At 69.5% G+C, this 26,751-nt stretch carries 31 protein-coding genes; 10 read left to right on the top strand and 21 right to left on the bottom strand.

The window, feature by feature from the left end:
* Nucleotides 1-9 precede the first annotated feature (9 nt).
* Nucleotides 10-597: a helix-turn-helix domain-containing protein gene (locus ACIRG5_RS22185; RefSeq protein WP_402907308.1), complete on the top strand. Its 588-nt coding sequence runs from the start codon at nt 10-12 to the stop codon at nt 595-597.
* On the opposite strand, the gene ACIRG5_RS22180 is transcribed toward ACIRG5_RS22185, so the two are convergent.
* From ACIRG5_RS22180 to ACIRG5_RS22170, 3 genes are read right to left on the bottom strand one after another with little or no spacing between them, the layout of a single operon-like run.
* Nucleotides 594-2,501, bottom strand: a complete 1,908-nt coding sequence (locus ACIRG5_RS22180) for a twin-arginine translocation signal domain-containing protein (protein WP_402907305.1) — start codon at nt 2,499-2,501, stop codon at nt 594-596. The two genes, ACIRG5_RS22185 and ACIRG5_RS22180, sit on opposite strands and share 4 nt — an antisense overlap.
* Nucleotides 2,502-2,554: 53 nt before the next feature.
* Nucleotides 2,555-3,100, bottom strand: a complete 546-nt coding sequence (locus ACIRG5_RS22175) for an HAD family hydrolase (protein ID WP_402907302.1) — start codon at nt 3,098-3,100, stop codon at nt 2,555-2,557.
* Nucleotides 3,097-3,834, bottom strand: a complete 738-nt coding sequence (locus ACIRG5_RS22170) for a DeoR/GlpR family DNA-binding transcription regulator (RefSeq protein ID WP_330275757.1) — start codon at nt 3,832-3,834, stop codon at nt 3,097-3,099. The genes ACIRG5_RS22175 and ACIRG5_RS22170 overlap by 4 nt, the downstream gene beginning before the upstream one ends.
* Before the next feature lie 73 nt (nt 3,835-3,907).
* Between ACIRG5_RS22170 and ACIRG5_RS22165 the strand changes: the two genes are divergently transcribed.
* Genes ACIRG5_RS22165 through ACIRG5_RS22145 form a run of 5 tightly spaced genes read left to right on the top strand, consistent with a single transcriptional unit; the run spans nt 3,908 to nt 7,196 of the window.
* A complete protein-coding gene (locus ACIRG5_RS22165; RefSeq protein ID WP_402907299.1) occupies nt 3,908-5,068 on the top strand; it encodes an MFS transporter in 1,161 nt (386 codons plus the stop codon).
* Nucleotides 5,069-5,078: 10 nt separating this feature from the next.
* The gene (locus ACIRG5_RS22160; RefSeq protein WP_402907296.1) at nt 5,079-5,750 is read left to right on the top strand and encodes an RraA family protein; all 672 of its coding nucleotides are present in this window, start codon (nt 5,079-5,081) and stop codon (nt 5,748-5,750) included.
* Nucleotides 5,751-5,754: 4 nt separating this feature from the next.
* Nucleotides 5,755-6,336: a TIGR03086 family metal-binding protein gene (locus ACIRG5_RS22155; RefSeq protein ID WP_402907294.1), complete on the top strand. Its 582-nt coding sequence runs from the start codon at nt 5,755-5,757 to the stop codon at nt 6,334-6,336.
* 45 nt (nt 6,337-6,381) lie between these two features.
* Nucleotides 6,382-6,780, top strand: coding sequence for a VOC family protein (locus ACIRG5_RS22150; protein ID WP_319980523.1), 399 nt, complete (start codon nt 6,382-6,384; stop codon nt 6,778-6,780).
* Between the two features lie 5 nt (nt 6,781-6,785).
* Nucleotides 6,786-7,196, top strand: coding sequence for a YciI family protein (locus tag ACIRG5_RS22145; protein WP_402908160.1), 411 nt, complete (start codon nt 6,786-6,788; stop codon nt 7,194-7,196).
* A 36-nt stretch (nt 7,197-7,232) separates the two neighbouring features.
* Here the strand turns inward: ACIRG5_RS22145 and ACIRG5_RS22140 are convergent, their stop codons facing one another.
* The 3 genes from ACIRG5_RS22140 to ACIRG5_RS22130 all read right to left on the bottom strand — a co-directional run bounded on the left by ACIRG5_RS22140 (nt 7,233) and on the right by ACIRG5_RS22130 (nt 11,739).
* Complete coding sequence (locus tag ACIRG5_RS22140; RefSeq protein ID WP_402907292.1) at nt 7,233-10,388, bottom strand: S8 family peptidase; 3,156 nt, start codon at nt 10,386-10,388, stop codon at nt 7,233-7,235.
* Between the two features lie 95 nt (nt 10,389-10,483).
* Nucleotides 10,484-11,176, bottom strand: a complete 693-nt coding sequence (locus ACIRG5_RS22135) for an aspartate/glutamate racemase family protein (protein WP_402907290.1) — start codon at nt 11,174-11,176, stop codon at nt 10,484-10,486.
* Nucleotides 11,177-11,184: 8 nt separating this feature from the next.
* Nucleotides 11,185-11,739, bottom strand: a complete 555-nt coding sequence (locus ACIRG5_RS22130) for a TIGR03086 family metal-binding protein (protein ID WP_402907288.1) — start codon at nt 11,737-11,739, stop codon at nt 11,185-11,187.
* Between the two features lie 66 nt (nt 11,740-11,805).
* Here ACIRG5_RS22130 and ACIRG5_RS22125 point away from each other — a divergent pair, with 66 nt between their 5' ends.
* Complete coding sequence (locus ACIRG5_RS22125; RefSeq protein ID WP_402907287.1) at nt 11,806-12,576, top strand: DUF6597 domain-containing transcriptional factor; 771 nt, start codon at nt 11,806-11,808, stop codon at nt 12,574-12,576.
* On the opposite strand, the gene ACIRG5_RS22120 is transcribed toward ACIRG5_RS22125, so the two are convergent.
* Complete coding sequence (locus ACIRG5_RS22120) at nt 12,569-12,991, bottom strand: VOC family protein (protein WP_402907285.1); 423 nt, start codon at nt 12,989-12,991, stop codon at nt 12,569-12,571. The two genes, ACIRG5_RS22125 and ACIRG5_RS22120, sit on opposite strands and share 8 nt — an antisense overlap.
* Before the next feature lie 124 nt (nt 12,992-13,115).
* On the opposite strand from ACIRG5_RS22120, the gene ACIRG5_RS22115 reads away from it, so the two are divergent.
* Entirely contained in the window at nt 13,116-13,706 is a 591-nt protein-coding gene (locus tag ACIRG5_RS22115; protein WP_402907283.1) for a LysE family translocator, read from the top strand.
* A 7-nt stretch (nt 13,707-13,713) separates the two neighbouring features.
* Here ACIRG5_RS22115 and ACIRG5_RS22110 read toward each other — a convergent pair whose 3' ends face one another.
* From ACIRG5_RS22110 to ACIRG5_RS22080, 7 genes are all read right to left on the bottom strand, one after another.
* On the bottom strand, nt 13,714-14,463 hold the full coding sequence (locus ACIRG5_RS22110; RefSeq protein ID WP_402907281.1) for a GNAT family N-acetyltransferase: 750 nt from the start codon (nt 14,461-14,463) through the stop codon (nt 13,714-13,716).
* A 2-nt stretch (nt 14,464-14,465) separates the two neighbouring features.
* Nucleotides 14,466-15,710: an RNA polymerase sigma factor gene (locus tag ACIRG5_RS22105; protein WP_402907280.1), complete on the bottom strand. Its 1,245-nt coding sequence runs from the start codon at nt 15,708-15,710 to the stop codon at nt 14,466-14,468.
* Nucleotides 15,711-15,717: 7 nt separating this feature from the next.
* The gene (locus ACIRG5_RS22100) at nt 15,718-15,948 is read right to left on the bottom strand and encodes a hypothetical protein (RefSeq protein ID WP_402907278.1); all 231 of its coding nucleotides are present in this window, start codon (nt 15,946-15,948) and stop codon (nt 15,718-15,720) included.
* 63 nt (nt 15,949-16,011) lie between these two features.
* On the bottom strand, nt 16,012-16,848 hold the full coding sequence (locus ACIRG5_RS22095) for an SDR family oxidoreductase (protein ID WP_402907276.1): 837 nt from the start codon (nt 16,846-16,848) through the stop codon (nt 16,012-16,014).
* Nucleotides 16,845-17,600: a TetR/AcrR family transcriptional regulator gene (locus tag ACIRG5_RS22090; protein WP_402907274.1), complete on the bottom strand. Its 756-nt coding sequence runs from the start codon at nt 17,598-17,600 to the stop codon at nt 16,845-16,847. Before ACIRG5_RS22090 ends, ACIRG5_RS22095 begins: the two co-directional genes overlap by 4 nt.
* 65 nt (nt 17,601-17,665) lie before the next feature.
* A complete protein-coding gene (locus ACIRG5_RS22085; protein WP_402907272.1) occupies nt 17,666-18,322 on the bottom strand; it encodes an SGNH/GDSL hydrolase family protein in 657 nt (218 codons plus the stop codon).
* Nucleotides 18,323-18,359: 37 nt separating this feature from the next.
* A complete protein-coding gene (locus tag ACIRG5_RS22080) occupies nt 18,360-19,268 on the bottom strand; it encodes an alpha/beta fold hydrolase (RefSeq protein ID WP_402907270.1) in 909 nt (302 codons plus the stop codon).
* Nucleotides 19,269-19,349: 81 nt separating this feature from the next.
* Here ACIRG5_RS22080 and ACIRG5_RS22075 point away from each other — a divergent pair, with 81 nt between their 5' ends.
* Nucleotides 19,350-19,922 carry a TetR/AcrR family transcriptional regulator gene (locus ACIRG5_RS22075; RefSeq protein ID WP_402907269.1) on the top strand — a complete coding sequence of 191 codons (573 nt, stop codon included), beginning with the start codon at nt 19,350-19,352 and terminating at the stop codon, nt 19,920-19,922.
* Here the strand turns inward: ACIRG5_RS22075 and ACIRG5_RS22070 are convergent.
* From ACIRG5_RS22070 to ACIRG5_RS22040, 7 genes are all read right to left on the bottom strand, one after another.
* A complete protein-coding gene (locus ACIRG5_RS22070; protein ID WP_402907267.1) occupies nt 19,915-20,592 on the bottom strand; it encodes a hypothetical protein in 678 nt (225 codons plus the stop codon). The two genes, ACIRG5_RS22075 and ACIRG5_RS22070, sit on opposite strands and share 8 nt — an antisense overlap.
* A gap of 87 nt (nt 20,593-20,679) precedes the next feature.
* Nucleotides 20,680-21,189 carry a general stress protein gene (locus tag ACIRG5_RS22065; protein WP_330275778.1) on the bottom strand — a complete coding sequence of 170 codons (510 nt, stop codon included), beginning with the start codon at nt 21,187-21,189 and terminating at the stop codon, nt 20,680-20,682.
* A 37-nt stretch (nt 21,190-21,226) separates the two neighbouring features.
* Nucleotides 21,227-22,003 (bottom strand): arylamine N-acetyltransferase, encoded by a 777-nt coding sequence (locus ACIRG5_RS22060; protein ID WP_402907266.1) that lies wholly within the window; start codon nt 22,001-22,003, stop codon nt 21,227-21,229.
* On the bottom strand, nt 21,981-22,490 hold the full coding sequence (locus ACIRG5_RS22055) for a GNAT family N-acetyltransferase (RefSeq protein WP_402907265.1): 510 nt from the start codon (nt 22,488-22,490) through the stop codon (nt 21,981-21,983). Before ACIRG5_RS22055 ends, ACIRG5_RS22060 begins: the two co-directional genes overlap by 23 nt.
* On the bottom strand, nt 22,472-24,082 hold the full coding sequence (locus ACIRG5_RS22050; protein WP_402908158.1) for an MFS transporter: 1,611 nt from the start codon (nt 24,080-24,082) through the stop codon (nt 22,472-22,474). Before ACIRG5_RS22050 ends, ACIRG5_RS22055 begins: the two co-directional genes overlap by 19 nt.
* A gap of 85 nt (nt 24,083-24,167) precedes the next feature.
* Complete coding sequence (locus tag ACIRG5_RS22045) at nt 24,168-25,424, bottom strand: hypothetical protein (protein ID WP_402907264.1); 1,257 nt, start codon at nt 25,422-25,424, stop codon at nt 24,168-24,170.
* Complete coding sequence (locus ACIRG5_RS22040; RefSeq protein WP_402907263.1) at nt 25,421-25,999, bottom strand: RNA polymerase sigma factor; 579 nt, start codon at nt 25,997-25,999, stop codon at nt 25,421-25,423. The genes ACIRG5_RS22045 and ACIRG5_RS22040 overlap by 4 nt, the downstream gene beginning before the upstream one ends.
* Nucleotides 26,000-26,083: 84 nt before the next feature.
* Between ACIRG5_RS22040 and ACIRG5_RS22035 the strand changes: the two genes are divergently transcribed.
* On the top strand, nt 26,084-26,362 hold the full coding sequence (locus ACIRG5_RS22035) for a hypothetical protein (protein WP_402907262.1): 279 nt from the start codon (nt 26,084-26,086) through the stop codon (nt 26,360-26,362).
* Nucleotides 26,363-26,751 lie beyond the last annotated feature (389 nt).

The following is a 26,751-nucleotide window of genomic DNA, read 5'->3' as shown; positions in this document are numbered from 1 at the left end:
GTTGGGGGCATGGATGACGAGACCTCGTCGACGATGGCGGCCGTCGGACCTCGCCTGAAGGGGCTTCGCACCCAGCGCGGTCTCTCGCTGACCGCCCTCGCGCAGACCTCGGGAATCTCCCTGAGCACGCTCTCCCGCCTGGAGTCGGGCCACCGCCGCCCCACCCTGGAACTGCTGCTCCCGCTCGCGCGCGTGCTGCGCGTGGACATCGGCGAGCTGATCGGAGCGCCCCCGACCGGCGACCCCCGCGTGCGCCTCACACCCGTCACCCGGCACGGCATGACGATGCTGCCCCTCGCCCGGCGCGCGGGCAGCCCGCAGGCCTACAAGCTGATCTTCTCGCCGAGGACGCGCTCCCCGGAACCTGAGCGGTCCAGTCACGAGGGCTACGAGTGGATCTACGTGCTCGACGGGCGCCTGCGGCTGCTCCTGGGCGACAACGACCTGGTCCTGGGGCCCGGCGAAGCGGCGGAGTTCGACACCCGGACCCCTCACTGGTTCGGCAACGCCGACGAGCATCCCGTCGAACTCCTGAGCCTGCTGGGCCGGCAGGGAGAGCGGGCCCAGCTGCGGGCCCGGACCCTGCCGCGTGACTAGCTACCCGCTACAACCCAGTCGCCGAAAGGCGCGTCCGGGCCGACTGCCGTCTGCACGCGGTACCGCAGGCGCATGTCGGCCCCGAGGACGAACACGCGCACGAGTCCTTGTGCGTCCACCACAGCTGATGGACCGACTTCGACGTAACCGCCGAGGTCGGTCCACGGCGTGAAGTTCCCGGCCGCGTCCTGACGCACCATGCTCAGGCCGTAGTCGTTGTTGCGTGCGAAGGCCAGCGTTCGTCCGCCGGAGGTCACCGCGGCGATCGGGCCGAGGCCGCCCATGCCGCCGATGTTCGCCTGTGTGGTCTCCCAGGTGCCGTTGGGCGTCTGTTCCCGCAGCGTGCCGACAGAGCCGTCGTTGGTGCGGCGGCTGAAGACCCGGACCCGGTTCGCGTCCAGCGCCACGCCGACGGAGGCGGAGCTCTCCGCTCCGGTGGTGAGCGCCTGGTAGATCGTGGAGCCACCGACGTTCTGGTACCAGTGGAACGTCCGGCCGTTGCCGTCGCCGAACACGTGCATGCGCCCGCCCGGCGCCGTGATGGCGGAGAGCTGGGACATCGCCTTGCCGTTGCCGCCGGTCGCGGTGGCCCACGTGCTGCTGAAGCCGGTGCCCTCCTGCCACTTGTTGCCGAGCGTGCCGGACCTGTTGACCACGAACAGTTCCAGCAGGCCGTTCGACACGGCCAGCACCGGTGTCTGGTAGGCGGGCGAGGCGTTGTTGGGGTTGCCGAGCGAGGTCCACGCGCCGAAGCTCTGCGCGCCGGCCGCGGTCTGCGTGCACGTGCGGATCGCGGCCGTGTCCAGGTCGAGGACCGCGAGCTGCAGGCGGTTGTCGCCGCGCATGGCCACCGCGACGCCCGGTGCGAACGAGCCGTTGAGCAGGGCGGTGGGGCCGACCCACGCGCCGCCGTTCGGCTGGCGCCACCACATCAGCGAGTCGCCCGCGACGATGAACGCGTGCACGGTGCCGGCACTGTCCATCGTGGACCACTGCGGCGCGACGGGCCAGCGTTCGTAGGAGCGCGACATGTGCACGTCGAACGTGTTGCCGGTCAACGGGTCCATTGCCTTGTACTTGTTGTACGCGGCGGTCTTCGGGGTGCGCAGCGCGGCAGGCACGTTCGCCGGAGCCTGACGGGTGTTGTAGCAGCGGTAGCGGACCAGCAACGCGAACGCACGCCCGGTTGGGCCCATGTAGGACTTCACGGCCTTTTGCGCGAACTTCGCCGCGTAGACGTGGTCGAGGTGTTCCGGCATGCCGTTGGCGTAGCGGACGTCGTCGGGGAACGGGTCCTGACAGCGCACGACCGTCGCCTGGTACTGCTGCAGGAGTCCTAGCAGGACGTTCACCACGTCGGCGTGCTTGTAGGTCTGCACGCGGTTGGCCGGGCTGCCGGTGGGGACGATCGTGCTGGTGCTGTACGAGGTGTTGGTCCAGAGGTTCTGGATCGCGTCCAGGTGCAGGTCGTCGCCGCCGTCGGGCAGGTTCAGGTAGATCAGCTGCACGGTCGGCTTGCCGTCGAGGGTGTTGACCTCGACCGTCTTGCCCGCGACGACCAGCGCGGTGCGCGTCCACTGGCTCGCCACCCCCGCCAGCGACGCGTAGGCGTTGCGCTGGCCCTTGTGCAGCTCCGCGGACAGCTGCTCGCGGGTCAGGTCGTCGGTGCCGTTGAACTCGTCGGCGGTGAGGATGATCGTCCTCACCGGACACCCGGACAGGATGGCGGGCTGGATGTCCGGGTTGATGAACAGCAGGTCGTCGTCGGAGTGCGCGACGATGTTCACGAAGCTCGCACCCGTCGGCGCGGCGGCGTGCGCGGTGCCGGTGTTGACACCGACCGCCGTCAACGCGGCCGCGGCGCCGCCGGCCTTGAGAACCGTACGTCTGCTGATCTTCGGCATGAACGACCTCCCGGTGTACCGATGCCCGGACTTCGGTCGCCAATGAATCTTTGTTACACGTGGGTCGTGCGCAGCAATTCGCGCAATCCATCGATGCCGGTGAAGTGGTGCCCGCGCATCCCGGTCAGCTCGGCGGCCCGCACGTTCTCCAGCCGGTCGTCCACGAACAGGATGTCGTCGTCGCCCAGCGCGTCACGGCACCACTCGAAGGCCGCGCGTTCCGGCTTGGCGTGCCCGATGCGGCACGAGAACGCGCGCACCTCGAACAGGTCCAGCCACGCGTGGGTGTGCTCGAAGTTCCGCGCGTGGTCCTCGGGGATGTTGGACAGCAACGCGATGCGCTGATCCGCGTTGTGCATTTCGTGCAGCAGCGCGACCATCTCGTAGTCGACGCGGCTCCAGCTCGCGACGTCCTTCTCCACGAGCGGCGGATGGCCGACGAGCGCCCAGTACTCCTCCGCCGTCACGTCGCCGCGGTCGTAGCCGGGCCGGTGTGCCCAATAGGCGTCCCAGAAGTCCGCGTCGGTGCTCATCGTGGCCATGACCTCGGGCGACTGGTCGCGGGCGATCACGCCGAACATGTCGAACAGCACGATCATGCCGTCACCACCGTGACGCCCGCGGCGGTCAGGCCGTCGTCGCCGTCCGCGTCGGTGACCACGGCGTGCAGCGCGGACACCGGGGCGACGTGGGCGAGGGCGGTGCGGGTCAGTTTCGAGGCGTCGACGGCGGCGATCACGCGCCGGGCCGAGGTGATGGCGGCTCGTTTCACCGAGGCGTCCTCCAGGTCGAAGGCGGTCATGCCGTGTGCGGCGGACAGGCCGCAGCAGCCGATCACCGCGGTGTCGAAGCGCAATGCCTGGAGCGAGGCCAAGGTCAGCGGGCCGGTCAGGGCGAGCTCGCCGGGGCGGGGACGGCCGCCGGGCACGAGCAGCGTGAGCGTCGACGACGAAGACAGCGCGTTCACGGCGTGAAGCGACAACGGCATGACGGTCACGCGCCGGTCGTGCAGCAGGCGGGCCACCTCGAGGCAGGTGGTACCGCTGTCCAGCACGACGGACTCGCCGTCCGCGATCAGACCGGCCACGGCGGCGGCGATGCGGCGCTTGGCGTCCATGTTCTCGTCCGAGCGCAGGGCGAACGGCGGTTCCTCACCGCGCAGCAACAGGCTCCTGGCGCCGCCGCGATAGCGTTCTAGAACGCCCTGAGCTGCGAGGACCTCCAGGTCGCGGCGGATGGTCATCTCGGAGGCACCGGTCATCGTCGCCAGGTCCGCCACCCCGAGGGAGCCGGCGTCGCGGACCGCCTCGGTGATCTGCTTCAGTCGGGACACGGCCGTGATTGAACACGAGTGATGTTCGAAACTCAATCTTTCGAACAGACGAACCGTTCGTTAGCTTGTGCATGTGAACGCTCTCAGGGCCGCGCGGGTGGCCACCTTCACGTACTTCGGGCTCAACGGGTTCCTGCTCGGTCTGTGGCTCGTGCACATCCCCACGGTCGAGGACCGCACAGGCATCGACCACGCCGAACTCGGACGGTTGCTGCTCCTGCTCGGTCTGGGCGCGTTCATCGGCATGCGGCTCGGTGGCAAGTTCACCGACCGCGTGGGCGTGAAACTGGTCGTGCCCGCCGCGGGCGTGTTCTGCAGCGTCACGGCCTTCCTGCCCGGTGTGGCCGTCAACCAGTGGACGCTCGGTGCGGCGCTGCTCATCTTCGGTCTCGGCAACGGGCTGATCGACGTCAGCATGAACGCGCACGCCGTGGTGGTGGAACGGCACTACAAGCGCCCGGTCATGTCGGCGTTCCACGCGACGTGGTCCCTCGGCGGTGTCGCCGCCGCGTTGACCGGCGCACGTACGTTGAGCTGGGAACTCTCCCCCGCCACGACCCTCGGTGCCGCCGCCGTGCTCGGCGTCGTCGTCAGCCTGGTGACCGCGAGGCTGCTGCTCGACGAGAAGGAGGAGCAGCACGCCGCCGCGCAGACCGGCAAGCGCACGGTGCCGCGCCGGATCTGGATCATGGCCGTGCTCGCCCTGCTGGTGATGCTGAGCGAGGGCGCGGCCAACGACTGGAGCGTGCTGCACCTGCAGGACATCCTCGACGCCCCACCGCAGATCGCGGCGCTCGCCTACGGAGCGTTCGCCACGACGATGACCGTCGGACGGCTGCTCGCCGACCGGATCACCGCGAAGGTCGGCCCGGTCGCGGTGCTGCGCTGGGGCTCGGTGATCGGCGCTGCGGGCATCGCGACCGCGGCGCTCTCGCCGTGGATCTGGCTCGCGCTGGTGGGCTGGGCGATCGCCGGCATCGGCCTGTCGGGCACGGTGCCGCAGCTCTTCAGCGCCGCCGGGCACGCCGAACCCGGTGCGGCGGGCGCCAACGTCTCGCGCGTGGCCGGGCTCGGCTACCTCGGCGTGCTGGCCGGACCGGCGGTGATCGGCTGGCTGACCCACGTCGTGCCGCTCAACATCGCGTTCCTGCTGCCGGTGGCGTTGTGCCTGGTCGCGGCAGCCTCAGCGAACGTTCTGCGCACCGATTCCGCCGAGGAGAAGGTCTCGGCGTAAGAATGCCCGCATGGATCTTGCCGAACTGGATCTCACCACCGCACATCTGGCCGACGCCTGCATCCGGGCGAACATCCCGGTCCGCACCGTCACCCTGACGCCGGTCATCCCCGGCTCCAGGACCTGTGGCCGCGTGCTGCCCGCCCGGCACGCCGGCAGCGTCGACATCTTCCTGGAGGCCATCGAGCGCAGCGAGCCCGGCGACGTGCTCGTCGTCGACAACGACGGCCGCGCCGACGAGGCCTGCGTGGGCGACCTGATCGTCCTCGAGGCGCAGCAGGCCGGGCTCGCGGGCGTGGTCATCTGGGGACTGCACCGCGACACGCAGGACATTCGCGCGATCGGGCTGCCGGTGTTCAGCCTCGGCGCGAACCCCACGGGACCGTTGAGTCTGCGCGACCGTGCGCCCGAGGCTCTCTCGACGGCCGAGATCGACCAGTGGACCGTCACCTCCGACGACATCGTGTTCGGGGACGACGACGGCGTGCTGTTCGTGCCGGCCTCGGACGCGGAGTCGCTCATCGCGAAGGCGCGCGGCATCCGGGACGTCGAACGAGCGCAGGCGGACCGCGTGCGGCAGGGTGAGTCCCTGCGCAGCCAGCTGCGGTTCAGCGAGTACCTGGCGAGCGGCCGCACGTTCCGCGAGCACCTGCGCGAGATCGGCGGCGCAGTCGAGGAGTGAGGCCATGATCCCCGGGACATCGATTGTGGGCAGATACAGGGCTCGTGCCGACGCGTTCGAGGCGAAGGTCGCGAACGTGCGCTCGGACCAGTGGGTCAACCAGTCCCCGTGTGCACAGTGGACGGCGCTTGAGGTCGTGGACCACGTCATCGAGATGCACGGCGTGATGCTCGGCCATCCGATCCCACGCACCGAAGACCCGCTCACGGACTTCCGCGAGGCCCGCCGCCACCTCCAGGAAGCGCTGGAGTCGGACCGGGCGCACAGCGAGGTCTCCACGCCCGCGGGCCCGATGACGCTGGAAGACCACGTCGACCAGGTCGTGAGCGACGACCTGGTGCTGCACGGCTGGGACCTCGCCCGCGCCACCGGCCAGGACGAGACCATCCCCGCGACCGACGTGGAACGCCTCTGGGCCACCGCGACCGCCGTGCCCGCCGACCTGATGGAACGCTTCCGCACACCCGGCGCGTTCGGTCCCGGCATCGAGGTCTACGGCGCCGAGATCGAGGTGCCGCAGGACGCTCCGCTGCAGGACAGGCTGCTCGGGTATGTGGGCCGGGACCCCATGTCGAAAAATCTCTGAGCACTTCGACGAGTCCGTGTAGGGCAGCCGCTGAGAGGAACGGACATGGACTGGACCCTGGAAGTCATCGTCGTACCGGTGTCGGATCTCGACCGGTCGAAGCAGTTCTACTCCGAGCAGCTCGGATTCAAGGTCGATCACGACACGACGTTCAACGAGGACACGCGGGTCCTGCAGCTCACCCCGCCCGGCTCCGGCTGCTCGATCGTCATGGGCAAGGGCATCGTCAAGGGTGAGCCGGGGACGCTGAAGGGCGTGCAGCTCGTCGTGTCGGACCTGGAGAAGGCCCGCGCGCAGCTCGTCGAACGCGGCGTCGAGGTCGGCGAGATCGTGCGGATGAACGAGGCAGATGGAGGGTCGTTCATCTTCTTCGACGACCCGGACGGCAACAGCTGGGCCGTGCAGGAGATCAAGGCCCGCGCTACCGGTGGGGAGTGGAAGTGAAGTACATGCTGGTCAGCTACGGCGGCAGCCAGGAGGACTGGGAAGGCCTGGCCGCGTGGTCCGACGAGGACATGCACCGCATGATCGCCTACATGCGCGACCTGGACGCCGAACTGCGCGCCTCCGGTGAGCTGCTGCAGTCCGAGGGACTGAGCGGCCCGGCGCGGGCGTTCGTGGTGCGCGGCGGCGACGACGGACCGGTCGTGGTCGACGGACCGTTCGCCGAGTCCAAGGAGGTCATCGCCGGGTACTGGGTGGTCGACGTCGACAGCCGGGAACGGCTGCTGGAGATCGCCCGCAAGGCCTCGGCGTGCCCGGGGCCGGGCGGGAAGATCCTGAACCAGCCGATCGAGGTGCACCCGATCATGAGCGCACCCGACGTGGACCCGGACACCCTGGCGCCGTACCAGAAGTAGCGGTGAGGGGCCGAGCGAACCCGGCCCCTCACACGGTCACTTCAGGTCGTACGCGCGGATGATCGTCTGCTGGACGTCACCGCCCGCGTCCGCCGCCCGAGCCTTGAACGACACGTTCTTGGCGCCGTGCGGGTGGATCAGCGTGACCTGCCAGCCGGCGTGCGTCTTGCGCAGCGGCACCGGCTTCCAGGTCTTGCCCTCGTCGTAGGACACCTGCACCGCGGGGTCCTTGATGTTCGTGACGGGGCCCGTTCCGTTGCGCTCCACCGTGATCGGCACGGTGACGACGCGTCCGGCGCGGTTGTTCGCGTCGAGCTGCGGCGCGAACCGGACCGCGAGCAGCGGCACCGACTGGTACAGATCGCCGGCGACGAACTCGGAGTAGAACGACCAGTCCGCGGTCACCTTCGACGAGAACGAGTCGCGGGTCGCCTCGGTGTGGACGGTGTAGCGCTTCTTCTCCGCCGGCGCGTTCGGGACGGTGCCGTATCCGGCCTCCGGCTGGTCGGAGATGACCTTGCCGTCCAGCGTGATGGTGGTGCGGCCCGTGGTCGGCGACGAGTACCCGTACATGCCCTGTGAGCTGTGCAGGGGCAGGTCGAGGCGCAGCAGGTTGCCGACGCGCCCGGCGAAGCGCACGGTCCCCGGGGCGTGCGGTACACCGGGCCCGTAGACGGCGCTGTTCCAGTGCTCGGTCGTGGTGCGGCCGAGCTTGAACACCCGTGGCGCGACCGAGAACTGCGAGCCGAGAGTGGGCCACTCGCCGAGCTTCGTGAACTCGGTCAGCCCTCCGGCCCAGTCGACGCCCGGCGTGTAGAACTCCTTGAGCCGCAACGGCAGCGGGCCGGAGGCACCGTTGTCGCGCTGGCCGATCGAACCCGGCACGCGGGCGTGCGTGATGGAGTCGACCTTGGCCAGTTCGCGGTCCTTGACGGAACGCTGCAGGTTCTCCGGCACGCGGGTCTTCTCGCTGATCCGCACGTGGTACTGGTACGGGCTGCCGTCGAACTTGCCGTTGGCGTCCGGCTTGGCCTGCACGCTCTCGGCGTAGAACTCGAACTTCGGCCACGACGTCTTCGACGGGCGGACGCGGATCGAGTCGAACGAGTTGAGGTACCAGGTGCCGCCGGTCGCGCCCCAGTTGGCCTGCATCAGGAACCCGAGACCTGCCTGCGCGGCCTTGGCGTCCTTCTGCTCGACCGCGATCACCGGCTGGGTGCCCTGCCGTGCGTCGAACACGATCTCGGTGTTGCCGGTGACCTCCAGCGCCGGTTCGGTCAGCGTGGTGGTCAGGCCGCCCTTGGTCGGGTCGGGGTCACGGGTGCTGATCGTGCCGTCGAGGAAGTACTTGCCCTTGGGCAGGCGCTGCACGAGCGTGCCGGACGGGTCGTAGCGGAAGTACGCCTGCGGCTGGTCGAGGCTGACGAACCGGTAGTCGTAGTACTGCGTCGCCGCGCCGTTGTGGTCGAGGAACGTGAGCTTCACGTCGTAGCTCTCGACCTCCTTCACCACGCCGATCGGCACCCGCACGCCGTCGGAGGACAGGACCGCCGCGCCGTAGACGCCGTCCGCGACGGCGGCCTTCGTGTCGGCGGTGACCGCGGCGTCGGCCGTGCCACCGGCGGGGATCGTCAGCTTCGCCGGCGAGACGCCGAACAGACCGGCTCCGGCGGGCTTCACCTCGGCGACGCTGAGGTCGACCGTCACGTCGGACGTGCCGTTGTTGCGGTAGGTCAGCTTCTGCGTGATCGGCTTGTCGTCGTCGTGCGGCCACTGCGCGGTGCCCAGCGAGAAGCTGCCGTGGTTCGTGGAGACCCCGGCGGACACGGCGCGGCCGACGTCGAGACGTCCGGCGCCCTGCTCGTAGACGGTCAGCGACGGGTTGGGCTTGGCGCTGTTCATCAGCGCGGCCTTGATGTCCTCGGCCTTCCACGCCGGGTTCTTCGAGGCGAGGATCGCCGCGGCGCCCGCCACGTGCGGGGTGGCCATCGACGTGCCGGACAGCGAGACGTGTCCCTCGTCGACGGGCGTGCCGATCTGGCCGTTCTTGGCCTTGGCGGCCACGATGTCGACGCCCGGCGCGGTGATGTCGGGCTTGACGGCGTTGTTCACCCAGCGCGGGCCGCGCGAGGAGAACTCGGCGAGCGTGTCGTCGCGGTTCACGGCGCCGACGGTGAGGGCCGCGTCGGCGGATCCCGGCGAGCCGATGGCGCCACCGGAGTTGCCGGCGGCGACGACGAACAACGCGCCGGTCTGCTCGGTGATGCGGTTGAGCGCCAGCGACATCGGGTCGGTGCCCTCGTCGGGCCACGAGCTGCCGAGGCTCATGTTGACGACCTTGGCCTTGGCCGCGGCCCACTCCATGCCGGCGATGATGTCGCTCTCCCGGCCGCCGCCGTAGTCGCCGAGCACCTTGCCGTTGATGAGCTTCGCGTCGGGCGCGATGCCCTTGTACTTGCCGTCGCCCGTGACGGTCGACGCGACGTGCGTGCCGTGGCCGAGGCGGTCGTCGGTGCTGTCGCTGTCGCTGAAGTTCTTCGACTCCACGACGGCGCCCGCGAGGTCCGGGTGGGTCTCGTCGACGCCGGTGTCGAGGATCGCGACGGTGACGTCCTTGCCGGTGAAGCCCTTCTCCCACGCCTGGGGCGCGCCGACCTGCGCGGCGCTGCGGTCCAGTGACGCGGTGACCTTGCCGTCGAGCCAGATCCTGCCGGTGCCCGCCGCCCGGGCACCGGCCCAGAACGAGCCGTTCTTCTCCACCGTGATCGCCCGAGCGTCGATGCTCGGCAACGACTCGGCGTTCGCCGCGCTGATCCCCTGCCCCTGCACGATCAGCGGAAGCGTCTTGCCGGCCGCGTCGTCGTAGCCGGATCTGGCCAGCAGCGAGACGTCGAACAGCCGTGCGTCCAGTTCGCCCGTGTTGAGTCTGTGCTGGGCGTCGAGCGGGACGACGTGCAGGTCGCCGCGCGGGTCCTTGAAGCTGCGGAACCCGACGGTCTCCCTGCCCTGCGCCGCTCGGGCGTGGACCTTGCCGTTGGAGACGGTGATCTCGTCACCGGTGATGAGGGTGACCTTGGTGGTCAGCCCGTCGGCGCGTACCTCTTGTTCCTGTGGCGCCGCCGAAACAGGAACGGCTGCCGTGGCGGCAACCACGACAGCCGTCAGCCCGGCAGCGAGATGTGATCGTTTCAAGCGAACTCCCCTTAGTTCACCGAGGAGGGAATAGCCCTCAGTGACTAAGACACTCCGCACGGTTGCGGCGTTGCTGAGTGGCCCGCATCACATGTTCACAGATTTGCCTGGATTGCCCGTTCGACGGCCGCCTCGACGTGCAGGCGGGTGGTCGGGAACACCGGAATCGGCACGTCAGCCTGGGAGAGCAGCAGTTCGATCTCGGTGCAGCCGAGGATGACGCCCTCCGCCCCTTCGAACCGCGCGATCACGTCTTGATAGGCGCGCCGGGACTGCTCGCGGACGATGCCGAGGCACAGTTCGTCGTAGATGATCCGGTGCACGGTCGCCCGGTCCTCCGCCGAGGGCACCAGGACCTTCAGGCCGTGGGACTCCAGGCGTTCGCGGTAGAACGCCTGGTCCATGGTGAAGCCGGTGCCGAGCAGGCCGACCGTGGTGAAGCCGGCCTGCCTGATGGCCTGTGCCGTCGTGTCGCCGAGGTGGATGACCGGGATGTCGACGGCGGCCTGGACCTGGTCGAACACCTTGTGCATGGTGTTGGTGCAGATCAGCAGGAAGTCGGCGCCGCCGGCCTGCACCTGTGCGGCGGCTTCGGCGAGCGCCTTGCCCGCGTCGTCCCAGCGGCCCTCGGCCTGCAGGCGTTCGATCTCGGCGAAGTCGACGGAGTGCAGCACGACCTTCGCGGAGTGCAGGCCTCCGAGCCGTTCGCGTACGAGCACGTTCGCGAGCCGGTAGTACTCCGCGCTGCTCTCCCAGCTCATTCCGCCCAGCATCCCGATCGTCAGCATGCGATCAGTCAAGCACTCCAGCGCGGGTCACGGCCGGTGGTGGCCAGGAGCTGCTCGAACGGCGACGCGTCCGCGGGCGCCTCGACGGGTTCCTTGAAGACCTTCCACTCGATGGCCGTCGGTCCCATCTGGGTGACGAGATCGGCGACCTCGGCGAACACCTCGGGGTCAGGTTCGAAGCGCTGGCCGGTGGCCTGGGCGAGATCGGACGCGTGGATGGTGAGGTCGAGCAGGGCCAGTCCGCCGACCGTCCGCGCGGGCAACTGCATGTTGCCGGCGATGCCCTCGGTCGCGCCCGGCTGTCCCCAGGCCTCGACGAGCTTCGCGGACTCGGCCGGGTACTGGGTGCGCCAGTCCGGGTAGGACGGCGTGTGGCTGAAGTCGGCGTCCTGCTTGGTGGCGAGTTTCTGGAACTCCACGACGACGTGCAGCAGGTGGTCGAGCAGGGCGCGGACGTCGTAGTCGGCGCACGGCGTGGGCTTGGTCAGGTCGTCGTCGGTGATGTTCGCGATGACGGGCAGTGCGTGGTCGCGGGCTCGGTCGAGCAGAACGCTGAGCTTCATGGTTGCGAGCCTATTTTCGTGCGTCTCGTCGCTCTTGAAGAAACGCGCCAACCTAGGATCTGGGCTGTGCAGGGGCCGCGCCGGGACACTCGGGGGATCATCGACGCGCGCGAGCTTTTCGCCCGCGTGCGGTTTCGCCGCCGCATGCCGTGTGCCGAGTTGCAGCCGTATCTGGAGCACTACTGGCTCATCGACGGTCAGCTGGACGCGCCGTACACCTCGCACGTCGTGCCGCATCCGTCGGTGAACGTCGTCTTCGAGCGCGGCTTCGCCCAGCCGGAGATCGCCGGCGTGGGGCTGGGGCTGTTCAGCCGGGTGCTGGACGGGCGGATCAGGGTGGCGGGTGTGCAGTTCCGGCCGGGAGGGTTCCGGCCGTTCCGTGCCGAGCCGGTGTCGGAGTGGACCGGGCGGCACGTGCGGCTCGACGCTCCGTCGTCGCTGGTGCTGGACGTGGAGGACGAGGACGATCGGGTGGCCGCGCTCGACGCGTTCCTGCTGGGTCTGGGGCCGGTGCCCGATCCGCAGACGGCGCTGGCGATGGAGCTGATGCAACGGATCCGGGACGACCGGGAGATCCGGCGGGTGACGGACTTCGCGCGGGACAGCGGTGTCGCGGTGCGCACGATGCAGCGGCTGTTCGCGGACTACGTCGGGGTGAGCCCGAAGTGGGTCATCCTGCGGTACCGCATCCACGAGGCGCTGGAACGGGCCGAGTCGGACGTGGAGTGGGCACACCTGGCCGCTGACCTCGGGTACAGCGACCAGGCCCACCTCGTCCGGGACTTCACGCAGACCGTGGGCGTCTCCCCCACGGCGTACGCGCGGGCGCTCAATTGAAGTACTGGCACAGCTCGACGAGGATCCCCTCGGGGCCGCGGACGTAGCAGGTCCGGAGCATGTTCTCGTACGTCTCGACGTTCCTGACCAGCTCGGCGCCGTGCGGCTTCAGGCGGGCGAGGGTGGCGTCCAGGTCGTCGATGACGAACGCGATGTGCCGCAGCCCGAGGGCGTTGATCGGCGCGTGCGAGCTGCCGTCGATGCTCTCCGGGGTCTGGAACTGGCTGAACTCGATCCGGTACTGGTCGTCCGGCGTCTTCAGCATGGCGATGTCGCTGTTGGAGCCGTCGAGCCCGATGACGCCGTCGACGAACTCGCCCTCCATGTGCGCCTTGCCCTCCAGTTCCATGCCGAGCGCCTCGAAGAACGCGACGGCGGCCGCGAGGTCGGTGACGGTCATTCCCACGTGGTGCATGCTCTTGATGCTCATGCCCCTGGGACGGAGCCCACGACCGATCCTCGACATCGAAAGTGGTCCAACTTCACGGGCAGTTTTTGGCTCTCCTGCCTGGACCGCTTTGGCGGCAGAGTTCACCGGCATGAGCCTCGCATTCCTGATCACGACGTTGATCGCGGTCGCCACGCCCGGCACCGGCGTGCTGTACACGCTGTCCGCCGGTCTCGCACACGGCCGCAAGGCGAGCGTGGTCGCCGCGTTCGGCTGCACGCTGGGGATCGTGCCGCACGTCCTGGCCACCGTCACCGGGCTGGCGGCGCTGCTGCACGCGAGCGCGCTGGCGTTCGAGATCGTGAAGTACCTGGGCGTCGCGTACCTGGTCTACCTGGCGTGGGCGACGTTGCGGGACAAGAGCGACCTCGTGGTGGACACCGCGGCGGCACCGGCGTCGGCGCGCAGGGTCGTGGTGTCGGCGGTGCTGATCAACCTGCTCAACCCGAAGCTGACGATCTTCTTCGTGGCGTTCCTGCCGCAGTTCGCGACCGGCTTCGGGCAGATGGTGACGCTCAGCGCGGTGTTCATGGCCCTGACGTTCGTGGTCTTCGCCGTCTACGGGGTGTTCGCGGCGTCGATGCGCGACCGGGTGCTGGCCCGGCCGCGCGTGATGGTGTGGCTGCGCCGGTTCTTCGCGGCGTCGTTCGCGGCGCTCGGTGCGAAGCTGGCGCTGAGCTGACGCCGGATCAGGACCTCGCCCACGCCGCGCGTCGCTCCAGACGGAATCCCGCCCTCTGCAGATTCGCGGCGCTCACCGACTCGGGACGAGCCGTGGCCACCGCCAGCACGCAACCCGCGTCGGCGGCCACACGGAGACGGTGGCGCAACAGCTGCGACTGCGCGCCCCGGCCCCGGTACGCGGGCAAGGTCGAGGCGCCTCCCAGCACGGCGACATCGCCGTGGATCGTCATGGCGGCAGCGGCGATCGGGGTTCCTCCCGCCACGGCCAGGAACCGCCGCATCATCGGCAGCCGATGTTCGGCCCGGATGAACGCGGCGACCGTCCCGCCGACCTCGTATCCGGCCAGCAACACCTCCACGAACGCGTCGGCCGCATCCGCTGCGACCACGTCGAGGCCGGCACCTTCCTCCGGCCCGGGTTGGACGGTCAGCCGGTTGACCGCCAGCAGACGGTCGGCCATGCGTGCGAACCCCGCCGTCACCAGCGCGTTCTCCGCCGCCTCGGCCGGCACCACCAGCGTCGGCTTGACGCCTCGCCAGTCCGCTGCGTCGACCAGGTCGATCGCGGCGGGCACCGTCTCGCCCGACACCGTCGAGAGAAATCCCAGCGCGGGATCCGTGGCGAGCACGGCCATCGCCCCCGCCTGTTCCCACACGCGAAATCGGCCCGGCACACCGGCCTCCGACGCGGCGTCGCAGGCCCACCTCGCGCGGCGATGCAACGCGCGCACCGCCCTGCTCACCTCCGACGACACGGCTAGCAGGCGGCGGCGCGTTCGAGCAGCAGCGTGCGTTCACGTTCGTTGCGGGTCAGCGACGCGGCCTTCTCGAACTCCGCCTTCGCCTCCGCGGTGCGCCCGAGCTTCACCAGGAAGTCGCCGCGCACGCTGGGCAGCAGGTGGTAGCCCTGCAACGCCTTCTCACCCGCGATCTCGTCGACCAGCGCGAGACCCGCGGCGGGCCCGAACGCCATCGACAACGCCACCGCGCGGTTGAGTTCGACGATCGGGGACGGCGAGATTCCCGCGAGCACCTGGTAGAGGGTGGCGATGCGTTGCCAGTCGGTGTCCTCGGCCCTGCGCGCACGGCCGTGACACGCGGCGAGAGCGGCCTGCACGTAGTACGGGCCAGGCGGTTGGTTGAGGGCTTCGGCGCGTTCGAGGGCCTTGAGACCGCGGCCGATGAGCAGCCAGTCCCAGCGGCCGCGATCCTGTTCGAGCAGCAGCACGGGTTCGCCGCCGGGGCCGGTGCGGGCCTTGGTGCGGGAGGCCTGGATCTCCATCAACGCGACCAGGCCGTGGACCTCGGCCTCCTTGGGCGCGAGTTCGGCGAGCACGCGGCCGAGCCTGAGCGCCTCAGCACAGAGTTCGGGGCGCAGCCAGTCGTCGCCCTGGGTGGCGGAGTAGCCCTCGTTGAAGATCAGGTAGATGACTTCGAGCACCGACGCGAGCCTGGTGGCGAGTTCGGGGCCTTCGGGGACCTCGAACGGCACTCCGGCGTCGGCCAGGGCCTTCTTGGCGCGCACGATGCGCTGGGCGACGGTCGCGTCGCTGACCAGGAACGCGCGGGCGATCTCCTCGGTCTTGAGGCCGCCCAGCATCTTCAGCGTGAGCGCGACCCGCGCCTCGGTGCCCAGCACCGGGTGGCAGGCGGTGAACATGAGGCTCAGGAGGTCGTCGCCGATCTCGTCCTCGATGCCGTCGCCGGCATCGGGCGTGGCCTCCTGGACGTCGCGGCCGATCTCCTCGACCTTGCGGTTGAAGTTCTCGCGCCGGCGGATCTGGTCGATCGCGCGCCGCTTCGCCGTCGTGGTCAGCCAGGCGCCGGGGTTTTTCGGCACGCCTTCTTCCGGCCACTGCTCCAGGGCCGCGACCAGTGCGTCCTGGGCCATCTCCTCGGCGAGTCCGACGTCGCGGGTGTACCGGGCCAGCGCGGCGATGACCTTCGCCGACTCCATCCGCCAGACCGCGTCGATGGTGCGATGCACCGAGGTAGCCCCCATGGGGGCATCAGACCACAGGCACCTGACGTATTTCCACGACGCACGCGGGAAGGCGGATGCGCCGGATCCGTTCGACCGCTTCCTCCTGGTCGCGGACGTCGATCAGCCAGTACCCCGACACCCCGTACGCGCCGGGCACGAGGTCCCCGGCGTCGAGCAGAACGCCCGCGCGCACGAGCGCGTCCCCGTGCCGTGCCGCCAACGGTCTCGGACTCCTGACGAACACCATGAACCGCACCGGGCCTCCTCGTTCGCCGTCTACCGGTACGTCGAACGAGGAGATGCGGAATCGACGCGATGATCAGCCGCGGAAGTCGGCCGCGTGATCGCGCGCCCACTGCGCGAACGTCCGATACGGCTTGCCGGTGAGCTTCTCGTAGTCCGGCGACACGACGAACTCGTAGTCGGAGAAGTCGTCGGCCTCGCCGCCCTCGTAGCCGCCGAGGCCGAGGATGTAGCGGGCGATCTCCTCGGGCCAGCCGATGCTCACGTAGTAGGCGAGCGCCTCGTCGGCGGTGACGTCCTGGAACGTCAGGTCGCGGCCGATCGCGGCGCCGATGTCGCGGGCCATGTCCCGCTGGGTGAGTTGCGGCGGTCCGGACAGGTCGTAGGCCCTGCCCGCGTGACCGTCCTCCTGCAGCACCCTGATCGCGGCGTCGGCGATGTCGGCCTCGTGGATGGGCTGGCCGAACCCGTCCGGCTCTGGGTGCACGATCGTGCCGTCCGCGCGGATCGACGGACCCCAGAGGTCGATCTTGTTGGCCGCGAACTCTCCTGGCCGCAGGTGCGTCCACTCGACGCCGGACGACTCCACGGCCTGCTCGACCGGTAGATGGTGACTCGTGTCGTAGCCGTAGGTCACCGCGCCCGAGGACAGCGTCACGATCCTGCGCACACCCGCCCGCACCGCGCGTTCGACCACCTCCCGCGCGGTCGGCGGGTGCACGAACAGGTAGAGCTTCTCCACGCCGTCGAACGGGATGCTGTCCGGGTCGTCGAGGTCGGCCTTCACCACGTCGACGTGGGCGGGGAAGTCCGCCTTGGCCGGATCGCGGGTGATCGCCCGCACCGGTCCGGTGAGCCCTCGCACCACCAATCGGCCGACGTTGCCCGTCGCGCCGGTCACCAGCGTCGTCATCGCATGCCCCCTTCGATGCCGTCGAGCAGTTTGTCGAGCCCGTAGTCGAACGAGCTGCGCATGTTGTCCGCGAGCGTGCCCTCGGTGTCGTAGGCGCCGGCGTTCCACAGCGCCGTCATCGCCGGGTAGCGCTCGACGTCGAAGTAGTCGTCCCAGAACACCTGCCGTGCGCCCCACCACGAGTCACCGGACTCACCCGTCACCGCCGCGAGCTGCTGATCGTCCACTTCGGACGCCGCCGCGCCGTGCACGAACCCCTCGACCGCGACGTGCGCGACGGTGATCTGCCTCGGTTCCAGCCCTGAGTCGGCGAGCGCGGCCAGCACGAACTCCTGACCGTCCATCAGTCCCGGCCCGAGCGGCGGCCGCACCATCGACACGTCCCGCATCCACGGGTGCGCCTGGTAGACCGCACGCGTGCGGTCGGCGTAGTGCTTGACGCGTTCACGCCACGTGCCCTCCGCCGCGAGGTCGCGCTCCTGCAACACCGCGTCGGCCATGAGGTCGATCAACTCGCCCTTGCCGGGCACGTGTGTGTAGAGCGACATCGTGCCGACGGCCAGTTCCTGCGCGACGCGGGCCATCGACATGGCGCCGAGGCCCTCGCGGTCGGCCACCGCGATCGCAGCGGTGACGATCTGGTCGACGCTCACCTTGGGCTTCCTGCCGACCGGCTTCGGCTCCGCCGGCGTGCGCCAGAGCAGTGCGAGCGTCCTGGCCGGGTCTCCCCCGCCGCTGCGTTCGGCGGCCATCCGTCCACCCCATTTCCGTAGGCCATACGGAAACAATACCGTACGCCCTACGGAAATGGATCTGGTTACCCGACGAGATCCAGCCAGGCCTCCGCGAGAGCGCTGTGACCTGCGGCTGTCGGGTGCACGCCGTCCTCGGCCCAGTGCTCCGGCGGTCTCCGCGCGGACAGTTCGGTGAACATGCGGTCAGCTTCCAGCAGTTCGGCGCCGTACTCGCGGGCGAGCGCGCGCACGACCCCGATCTTCGGCTCCAGGTCCTCACGCCACTGCTTGCGCTCCTGCTCACCGATCCGCATCCCACCGGCCTCGACGACGCCGTCGACCGCCAGGAGAAACGGCTCGATGAGGATCAGCCGCGTGCCGGCGTCGGCGAGGGGCGTGAGCAGGCGGCGGTAGGTCGCGGCGAACTCCTCGGCGGAGACCACCGGTGTGTCCGGGTCGATCGTGTGGCCACCGGCGTCGTTGATCCCGACGAGGATCGAGAGGACGTCGGGGCCTGCGTCGAGCACGTCGGCCTGCCAGCGGGCTTCGAGGTCGGCCGTCGTGTCGCCGCGGTAACCGGTGTTCAGCCACGTCAGGGGCCAGTCGGGATGCTCGAAGCTCCACCGGCCGGCCACCTGCAACGGGTAGGCGGCCCGGTCGTCGCCGTCCTGGCGCCAGACGCCGGTGATCGAGTCGCCGGTGAACATCACGGTGCTCGCGGGATTGAGAGTGATCGTCACACCGCAGACCTTGACGAGGCCCACTGGCAGACGCCGCTCACCGCGCTGGCAGTCCGCTGGCGGCCTGTCCGCCGAGGAAGTCCCGCAGGACCTCGGTGAACCGCGCCGGCTGCTCCTCGGCCACGTAATGACCGCACTCGTCGATGACCACCTCGGTGACGTCATCGGCCGCCAGCCGCATCGTGTCGGCCACCAACGCGCCGCTGTACCGCGCGCCGCCGACGGCGAGCACCGGCAGCGTCAGGCGGGTCTCCTTCCGCTGCTCGTTCTGCGCGATCGTCTCGTCCAGCGCCCGGTAGTACGCGAAGCTCGCCCGCAGCCCGCGAGGATCAGCGACGATCGCGTCGACGTAGACGTCGACGGCGTACGCGGGGATCGGCATGGTGGCCTTGGTGGCGAACTGGTGTCCGAAGAAGAGGTGCTCCCGCCCCCGGACCAGTTCCTCGTTGAGGTCGGTGAGCCGGTTGAAGCCGAAGTGCCAGAGCCGCTGGTTGACCGCGGCCAGGCTGAAGACCGACGGGATCGGCGTGAGACCGGGGATGACGGCGTCGACGACGGCGAGCCGGCCCACCCGCTCGGGGTGATCGGCGGCGAGGGCGTATCCGGTCCACATGCCGATGTCGTGGCCGACCACGTCGAACCGGTCGTGCCCGAGCGCGGCCATCAGCGCGACCAGATCGGCGGCCAGCGCGCCGGCGTCGTACCCGTCGTCGGGCTTGTCGGAGAGCCCGGCTCCGCGCGAGTCGACGGCGACGACGGTGTGCTCGCGGGCGAGCGCCGGCATCACTTCCCGCCAGGCGTACCAGGTCTGCGGCCACCCGCCGACCAGCAGCAGTGGCGGGCCGTCCCCGCCGGTGACCGCGTGCAGCCGCAGTCCGTCCAGCTGCACGAACTGGCTGACGAAGACGTCGGTGAACCCGTCGGGCAGCCGCAGCGAGCTCATCATGGACCGATCAGTACAACTTGTCATGGCGGCGACCCTACGCATATTGGAACGATCGGTGCAAGATGTGTAGGCTGATGAACCATGGTGGGCCGCAAGCAGTTCGACGTGGACGAGGCGCTACGACGCGCGATGCACGTCTTCTGGCGCTGGGGCTATTCCGAGGCCTCGATCGACCGCCTCACCGAGGGCACGGGCCTGGGCCGGAGCTCGCTCTACAGCACCTTCGGCGACAAGAGCGCCCTCTTCCGGAAAAGCCTCGAACGGTACGCGCAGACCTACCACCCGCTGTACGACCAGGCGTTGTCCGGCTCGCACCCGAGCCCGAGCGCCGTCGTGGCCGCCTATCTGCAGGTCACCCTGAACCGCATCGCCGACCCGGCGGTCCCGGACGGCTGCCTGCTCACGGTGTCCGCAACGCAGTTCCCGGCCCTCGACGCGGAGGGCCAGGCGGCGGTCCGCGCCATGATCGACGGTGTGCGGACGATGCTAGAGAAGGCGTTGCTGGCAGCGGGGGCCGACGAGCAGCAGGCGGCGGAGCTGGCGTTGTGCGCGCTGGCGACGAACAAGTCCCTGGCGGTGCTGAGCCGCGCCGGCTTCTCGAACGAAGAGCTGGCAACCGTCGCCGCGGCCGCCGCGCGACAGGGCACTAGTTGACGTACCAGGTGACCTCGACCGCGTCGGAGGAGATCCTCTTCGGCTCCGCGCACACCTCGTGCGTGAACACGAGCCCGGTGGCCCGGCACAGCCGCTCCGGCGTCCGAACCGTGAACCCGCGCGACTCCAGGTGCTCGCGCATCAGGTCAGGAGCGCGGTCCCCGGTCGCGGTCACCTCGCGCGAGCAGTTGCCGGAACCGCAGTAGCCACTGCCTTCGGCGATCCGCAGCCCGGACGGCGCGGGCAGCACACCCTCGTCGCCGGGCTTGGCCTCCAGTTGACCGAGCAGGACGACCGCCGTGGCCAGGAACCCCGCCAGGACCATCGTCACCAGCCCGAGGACACCGGTCGACACCCGCCGCAGGGCCGGCAGGCACACGACCGCCGCGATCACCGGGTAGAGCCAGTACACCTCGACCTCCGAGGGCACCAGCGATCCGGACCACCCGAGTCCGCGCGGCACCACGAACCACACCAGCAGCGCCAGCAGGATCAGTCCCACGATCACCCCGGCCTCGCGCGACCGAGCCAGGAAGCACCAGATCAGGATCGGCACCACGCCGAACACGCTGGCCGGCGCGGTCCACGGGAACGTCGCCACGATCACGGCGGCGACGAGCAGCGCGGCCTTCCACCAGTGCAGCCGAGTCGTTTCCCCCAGGGTGGACATGCCGCCAGTAAAGCGGAAACGCCGCCCCGAAGATCGGGACGGCGTTTCCTCGTGGTGGGAACGGGTGTCAGGCTGCCAGGCGGGTGGTCAGGAACGCCAGGCCAGCGTCGCCAGCATCTCCTTGCCGCGTTCGGCGCTGCGCGGGGCGCTGAGCACGTCGTAGCGGCCGCCCACGAGCTGGGTGACCGAGGCGAAGTCACGACGTCCGCCGGTCGCCTTGTAGCGCACGGCCGCGCTCGCGAGGCCGAAGACCGTACCGAAGACGAGGCCCGCGATGATCGGGGCGAGGGCACCGCCGGTCGAGAAGAAACCGAGCAGCAGACCCACGAACAGACCGAACCAGGCACCCGACGCGGCACCCGCGCCGAGGACGCGGCCCCAGGTCAGGCGGCCGGTCACGCGTTCGACGATCATCGGCTCGACGCCGACGATGGTGACGTCCGCGACCGGGAAGTCGTTGTCCGCCAGGTGGTCCACGGCCCGCTGGGCCTCTTCGTAGGTCCCGTAGGAACCAATGGGCCAGCCGGTGGGCGGAGTGGGCAGTGCGTTGACGCCCGTGGAATTTGCTCCCGTGGCGAACGGAGTCGCGGTGGTCATTTCCAACACCTCCGAATTGCGATCCCTACACCCGGTATTACGAACGCGGGCCCCCGGTTGTTCCCAGAGTTGAGCTGATGTGACTCAGCTCCCTGTCGGTAAGCGTGATGTCCAGCGATTCCAGTGTCTTTCCGAGGTCGTCGACCTGAGAATTCTCAGGTTTCTCACCGGCGTGCTCGACGGTGAGCGTCATTCCGACCAGACGGCGGCTCAGACCCGGTTCGAGACGCATGACGACGAGCTGGCGGCTGAACGGCGACCGCTCGTGCGTGGCGACGTAGTAGTTGGAGGCCATGTAGTCGACGGGCAACTGTTCGACGTCGGTCTCGAACGCGTGCTGGCGCTCCCAGCCGTCCGCCGCCTGCTTCTCCAGCACCCAGCGGTTGTCCTCGCGGCGCAGCCGGTGCGGCCATCCGGCCTGGTCCACGATCGCGCCGTCGACCAGCGGCATCGGGTGCAGCATTCCGGCGCCGAACCCGACGTCCATGAGCTGGTCGTCGACGATCGACACGAAGTGCGTGCGCGGCCCGGTCTTCACACGGCTCATCTGCCTGCTGACGGTGTGGCCAAGACGTTCCAGCACGGCCGTGAACAGCAGCTGGTGCTCGAAGCAGTAGCCGCCGCGACGGCGTCGGACCATCTTGTCCTGGATGTCGCCGAGGTCGAGTGACGGCACACGGCCGAGCAACACGTCGATGTTCTCGAACGGAATGGCGCGCACATGCGCTTCGTGCAACTCCGCGAGCGAACTCGACGCTGAGGTCCCCGTGCGCGCGAAGTACGCGTCCAAATCAAGCAATTCCGTCTGCCACATGGCCTTCCCCCTGAACTCGTTGCCACTCTTCTTTTGTCAGCGCGTACTCGACCTCTCCGTATTCCGCGCCGGGCAACGGATCGGGGAAGTCGACGTGGAACGTGCGGACGTGCCGCAGCCCGCACTTCTCCATCACGCGCCGCGATCCGGCGTTGACGAACATCGTGGTGGCGACGACGCGCCGCACTCCGCCTGTGGTGAACCCGCGTCCGATCAGGGCCTTCCCGCCCTCGGTGGCGTAGCCGAGGCCCCAGAACTCGCGGTGCAGCCGGTAGCCGAGCTCGACCTCGTCCGTCCCCTTGAACTCGAACCAGCCGACGAACCGGCCGCTGCCCTTCTCGCAGGCCGCGAGGAAGCTGTCGCCGAGGTAGCTCTCGACCGGGGCCGGGTCGAGGTAGCGCATGACCTCGGGGTCGGCGTGCAGCGCGCGCAACGAGTCCACGTCGGACTCGGCGAGCGGGCGCAGCGTCAGTCGTTCCGTTTCCACGAGGAGATCGTGCCGCACTTGAGCGACGCGAACGCGGCCACCAGGCACAGGACGATGGCGAAACCGAACGCGATCGCGAGGCCCTGGGCGAACGGCCCGGAGATCAGGCTCGGGAAGAACCCGCGCCCGGTGAGGAACGCGGCCTGGTCCGGTGGCAGCGTCGCGAGCTGGTCGCCGAGCAGCTGCTGGATGGGGTTGTAGCCGAGGAACGCCGCGAACAGCACGGCCACCGCGGGCAGTGCCGCGACCTGGGCCGCGGCGGCCGGAGCGACGCCGTGCTCGACCAGTCCGCTGCGCATCGCGCCCGGCAGGGACTGGGAGAACCCGACGATGATCAGGCTGAAGAAGAACCCGATCGACAGCACCATCGCGGTGTTCTGGAAGGTGGTCATCATGCCACTGCCCGAGCCGCGGGCGTTGGCGGGCAACGAGTTCATGACCTCGGCGCGGTTGGGTGAGGAGAACATGCCCATGCCGATGCCGGTGAACACCAGGATCAGCGCGAACTCCCAGTACGGGAAGTCGACGGGCAGGGCGATGAGCAGCGCGAACGTCACCGCGGTCAGCACGTTGCCGGCGAACGCGAGCGCCCTGCTGCCCAGCCGGTCGGACAGGATGCCGGCGGTGGGCGCGGCGAGCAGGAACCCGACGGTCATCGGCAGCATGTAGATCCCGGCCCACAGCGGCGTCTCCTCGTAGGAGTAGCCGTGCAGCGGCAGCCAGATGCCCTGCAGCCAGATGATCAGGATGAACTGCAGCCCGCCGCGTCCGAGCGCCGAGGCGAAGTTCGCGATGTTGCCCCAGGTGAACGACGGCAGCCGGAACAGGTGCAGGTCGAACAGCGGGTTGGGCACGCGGTGCTCGATCACGACGAACACGGCCAGCACCGCGAGCCCGCCGATGAGGCAGGTCAGCACGAAAGGGCTGGTCCAGCCGGTCTGGGAGGTGCCGTGCGGCTGGATGCCGTAGGTGATCCCGACCAGCAGGACGATCAGGCCGACGCCGAAGGTGATGTTGCCCCACCAGTCCATCTCGGCGTGGCGGCGTTCGCCGGTGTCGTGCAGCTTCAGGTAGGCCCAGACCGTGCCGAACAGGCCGAACGGCACGGACACGATGAAGATCAGGTTCCAGTTGACCGGCGCCAGCAGGCCGCCGACCACGAGACCGAGGAACGACCCCGCGATCGCGGCCACGCCGTTGATGCCCAGTGCCATGCCGCGCTGGGTGACCGGGAAGGCGTCGGCCAGGATCGCCGAGGAGTTCGCCATCAGGAACGCACCGCCGACGCCCTGCACGATCCGCCAGCCGATCAGCCACAGCGCGGCGGCGTCACCACCGAACCAGGTGATCGCGAGCATCACCGAGGAGAACGTGAAGATCGCGAACCCCAGGTTGTACATGCGGGCCCGGCCGTACATGTCCCCCAGCCGCCCGAAGCTGACCACCAGCACCGCCGTGACGACCAGGAAACCCATGATCATCCACAGCAGGTAGCCGGTGTTGGCCGGGTCGAGCGGGTTGATCGCGATGCCCTTGAAGATGTCGGGCAACGCGATCAGCACGATGGAGGAGTTGATCGTGGCGATGAGCATGCCCAGCGTGGTGTTGGACAGCGCGATCCACTTGTACCCGGCCGGAGCCGCCTGCACAGTCACTTCGCCATGCTAACCAACCTGTCTACGACGGGTTCTGCGGCGTGATCGTCTCGAGTACGTTCCCGGCGGCGTCGCGCACGATCACGCGGGCCTCGGGATGGCGGTCGAGCAGCTTCGCGGCCAGCACGAACGTGCCGTTGCCCAGCGTCGCGGGCACGTCGGCCGCGCCGGGGCCGGAGTAGGTGATCGAGGCGACCCGAGGGTCGAGGACCAGGCCGATGGCCGCGGCGCTGGTGCTGCCGCCGTCGTAGAACTCCCCCTGTTCGTTCACCTTGTACGGCTTGAAGTCGTAGAACGCCGTCATCCCCGCGATGGTCTGGCCGCGGTACTCGGTCAGGTCGTCCAGGTCGAACACCGTGCCGGGCGTCGGGTCGTGGTCGGCGTCCCGGCAGTAGAACAGCAGGTCGCCGAACCGGCCGGTGATCATCGTGTCGGTGGCGCTGACCTTGGCCGTGAGGCCGTGCGCGAACTGGCCGGGGTCCGGGACCGCCCTGTCCTTGAGGCAGGCGCCGAACCGCTTGGCCTCGGGTGTGTCGCGGGCGGCGGGCGGCTGCGGGCGGTCCACGACGGACGCGGTGGGCTTCGGAACGCCCCGCACGGCGAACTCCTCGCCGTTGACCAGTGCCTTCGTGCCGTTCTCCGCCTTCTGGAAGCCGCTGGGCGCGAGGAACAGACCGTCCACGAGGGCAGGCATCGTGTTGTTCTGGCCCGAGGCGGCGATCTGGGACAGGCTCAGGAACTTCACGTCGGACGAGACGATGCCCGCCATGGCGCCGGTCGGCGTGGTGAAGAGGATCTCCACCTGGCGCCGGCCCTCGGGCACGGCGGGGTTCGGCGCCGAGATCGTCGTCGTGGTCGCGGTGTTCGCACAGAAGAAGACGCCGGCCGCCGTGCGGAACGCGGTGAGCACCGTGCCGTTCTTGTGGCTGGTCGCCATCGGCGTCCATTCGGCGACGGGCGTGTGGGCCGTGGCCGCCGCGGCGCACCGGGCCAGCACGTCGGGGTCGACCCTGTCGCGTTCGACGTGGTTGACGATCCCGCGGTCCTTGCCGACGAACTCGCCGTTGTGCCGCACGGGCGGTTCGGCGACGTCGGCTGAGCTGCCGAGAAGTGTCTGGCTGGCGAAGACCGCGCCCGCGGCGAGCATGCTCACACCCGCGGCGATCAGGATCGGCCTGCCGTTGCGGGCAGCGGGGCTCATGCCTTCGGAGAGACGTTGACGGGCGCGCATGCGGACGTCGTCGGGCAGGGCGCGGTGTTCGGGCAGCTGGTCGATCACGGGGTGTCCTCGGGGGTCAGGTCGCGCAGCCGGGCGCGGGTGCGGGAGACGCGGGCGCGGACGCTCGACTCGGTGATGCCGAGGAGCGCGGCGGCGTCGGCGGTGGACACGTCGCCCAGCAGGCAGAGCTGGGCGATCTCGCGTTCGGAGGCCGGCAGCTTCGCGATGGCGGCCACCACGCCGGCGAGGCGGCGTTGGGCGTCGGTGCGCGCGGCGACGTCGTCGGCGTGGTCGCGTTCGTCCTGCGGGGTCAGCTTCGTGACCAGCCGCAGGGCTCTGCGCGAGGCCCGCCACTCGGTGCGGGCCCGGTTCGCGGTCACCGTGTAGAGCCACGGCAGCGCGGAGTCGCGCACCAGCTGGGCGTCGCCGCGTTTGCGCCACGCGGTCAGGAACGTCGCGGAGAGCAGGTCCTCGGCCTGCGACCAGGAGGCCGTCAGCCGGTAGGCGTAGTTCCAGACCGCTTCGGCGTGGCGTTCGAAGAGCTCGGTGAACGCGGCGTGGTCGCCTTTCGCGATCTGCTCCCAGAGGCGCGTGTCGGGCGGCCCGACGTTCGCACGCTCGGTCGTCTCAGTCATCACACTCCGCCTGGGGCCGCCACGGCCCAGTGTGCTGCGTGACGCGCGTCACTCGACGCCGGGGAGCCGCCCCTCATTCGAGGCGTGAACGACACCGATGGCAAGATCTTCGCCGTGCCGATCGAGCAGAAGCAGCCCGGCAATGTCGAGGCGGAGACCCAGGTGTTCGCGAAGATCACGATCCCCGTGCAGGACGCGGCGACGATTCCCGGAGTTCCTCCGGTGACACCCGCTCCCGCGGCGGTCACTCCACCAGCCCCCGCACCGGCGGCGGCCACCGCGGCGCAGGATCGTCAGTCCAAGTCGCGGACCCGGCGGTTGGCCCGCCGGATCCTCGGCCCGACCTTGATGACGAAGAAATAGGGCTCAGCGACACCTATCTGTCGGGGACCTGTCCCAAGCCCCCGCAGACCCGGCAGGCGGTCCGGTCCTCGTTGAGTCCAGAACCAAGGCAACGGCTGCACTCCTTCACAGAAGAACAGTGTCCGCTTCTACTCCGAGTGGGGGCAGCCGCCAAGCAGGGACCCTCCCGGCAATAATGGGTGACCCCCATCGTTCACGCTCGGTGATCAGGCCTGGGTGGACGGTCCGGCCGGAATCTCGTTGGCACGTGCGACATTGCCTGCGACGATGCCTCTGCTTTCCCCGTGCGGAAGCCTCCACCAGCCGGAGCACCCGCGCGGGCACGGGTGCGACATCTCGTGCAGCACAAGGCCTTCCGGACCGGGAACGGGTTGTTGCCACGACATCGT

The organism is Lentzea sp. NPDC102401 (genome assembly GCF_044765805.1).
Lineage (GTDB): Bacteria > Actinomycetota > Actinomycetes > Mycobacteriales > Pseudonocardiaceae > Lentzea > Lentzea sokolovensis.
Note: the sequence above shows the minus strand (reverse complement) of the source record. Positions and strands in the feature narration are given on the sequence as shown.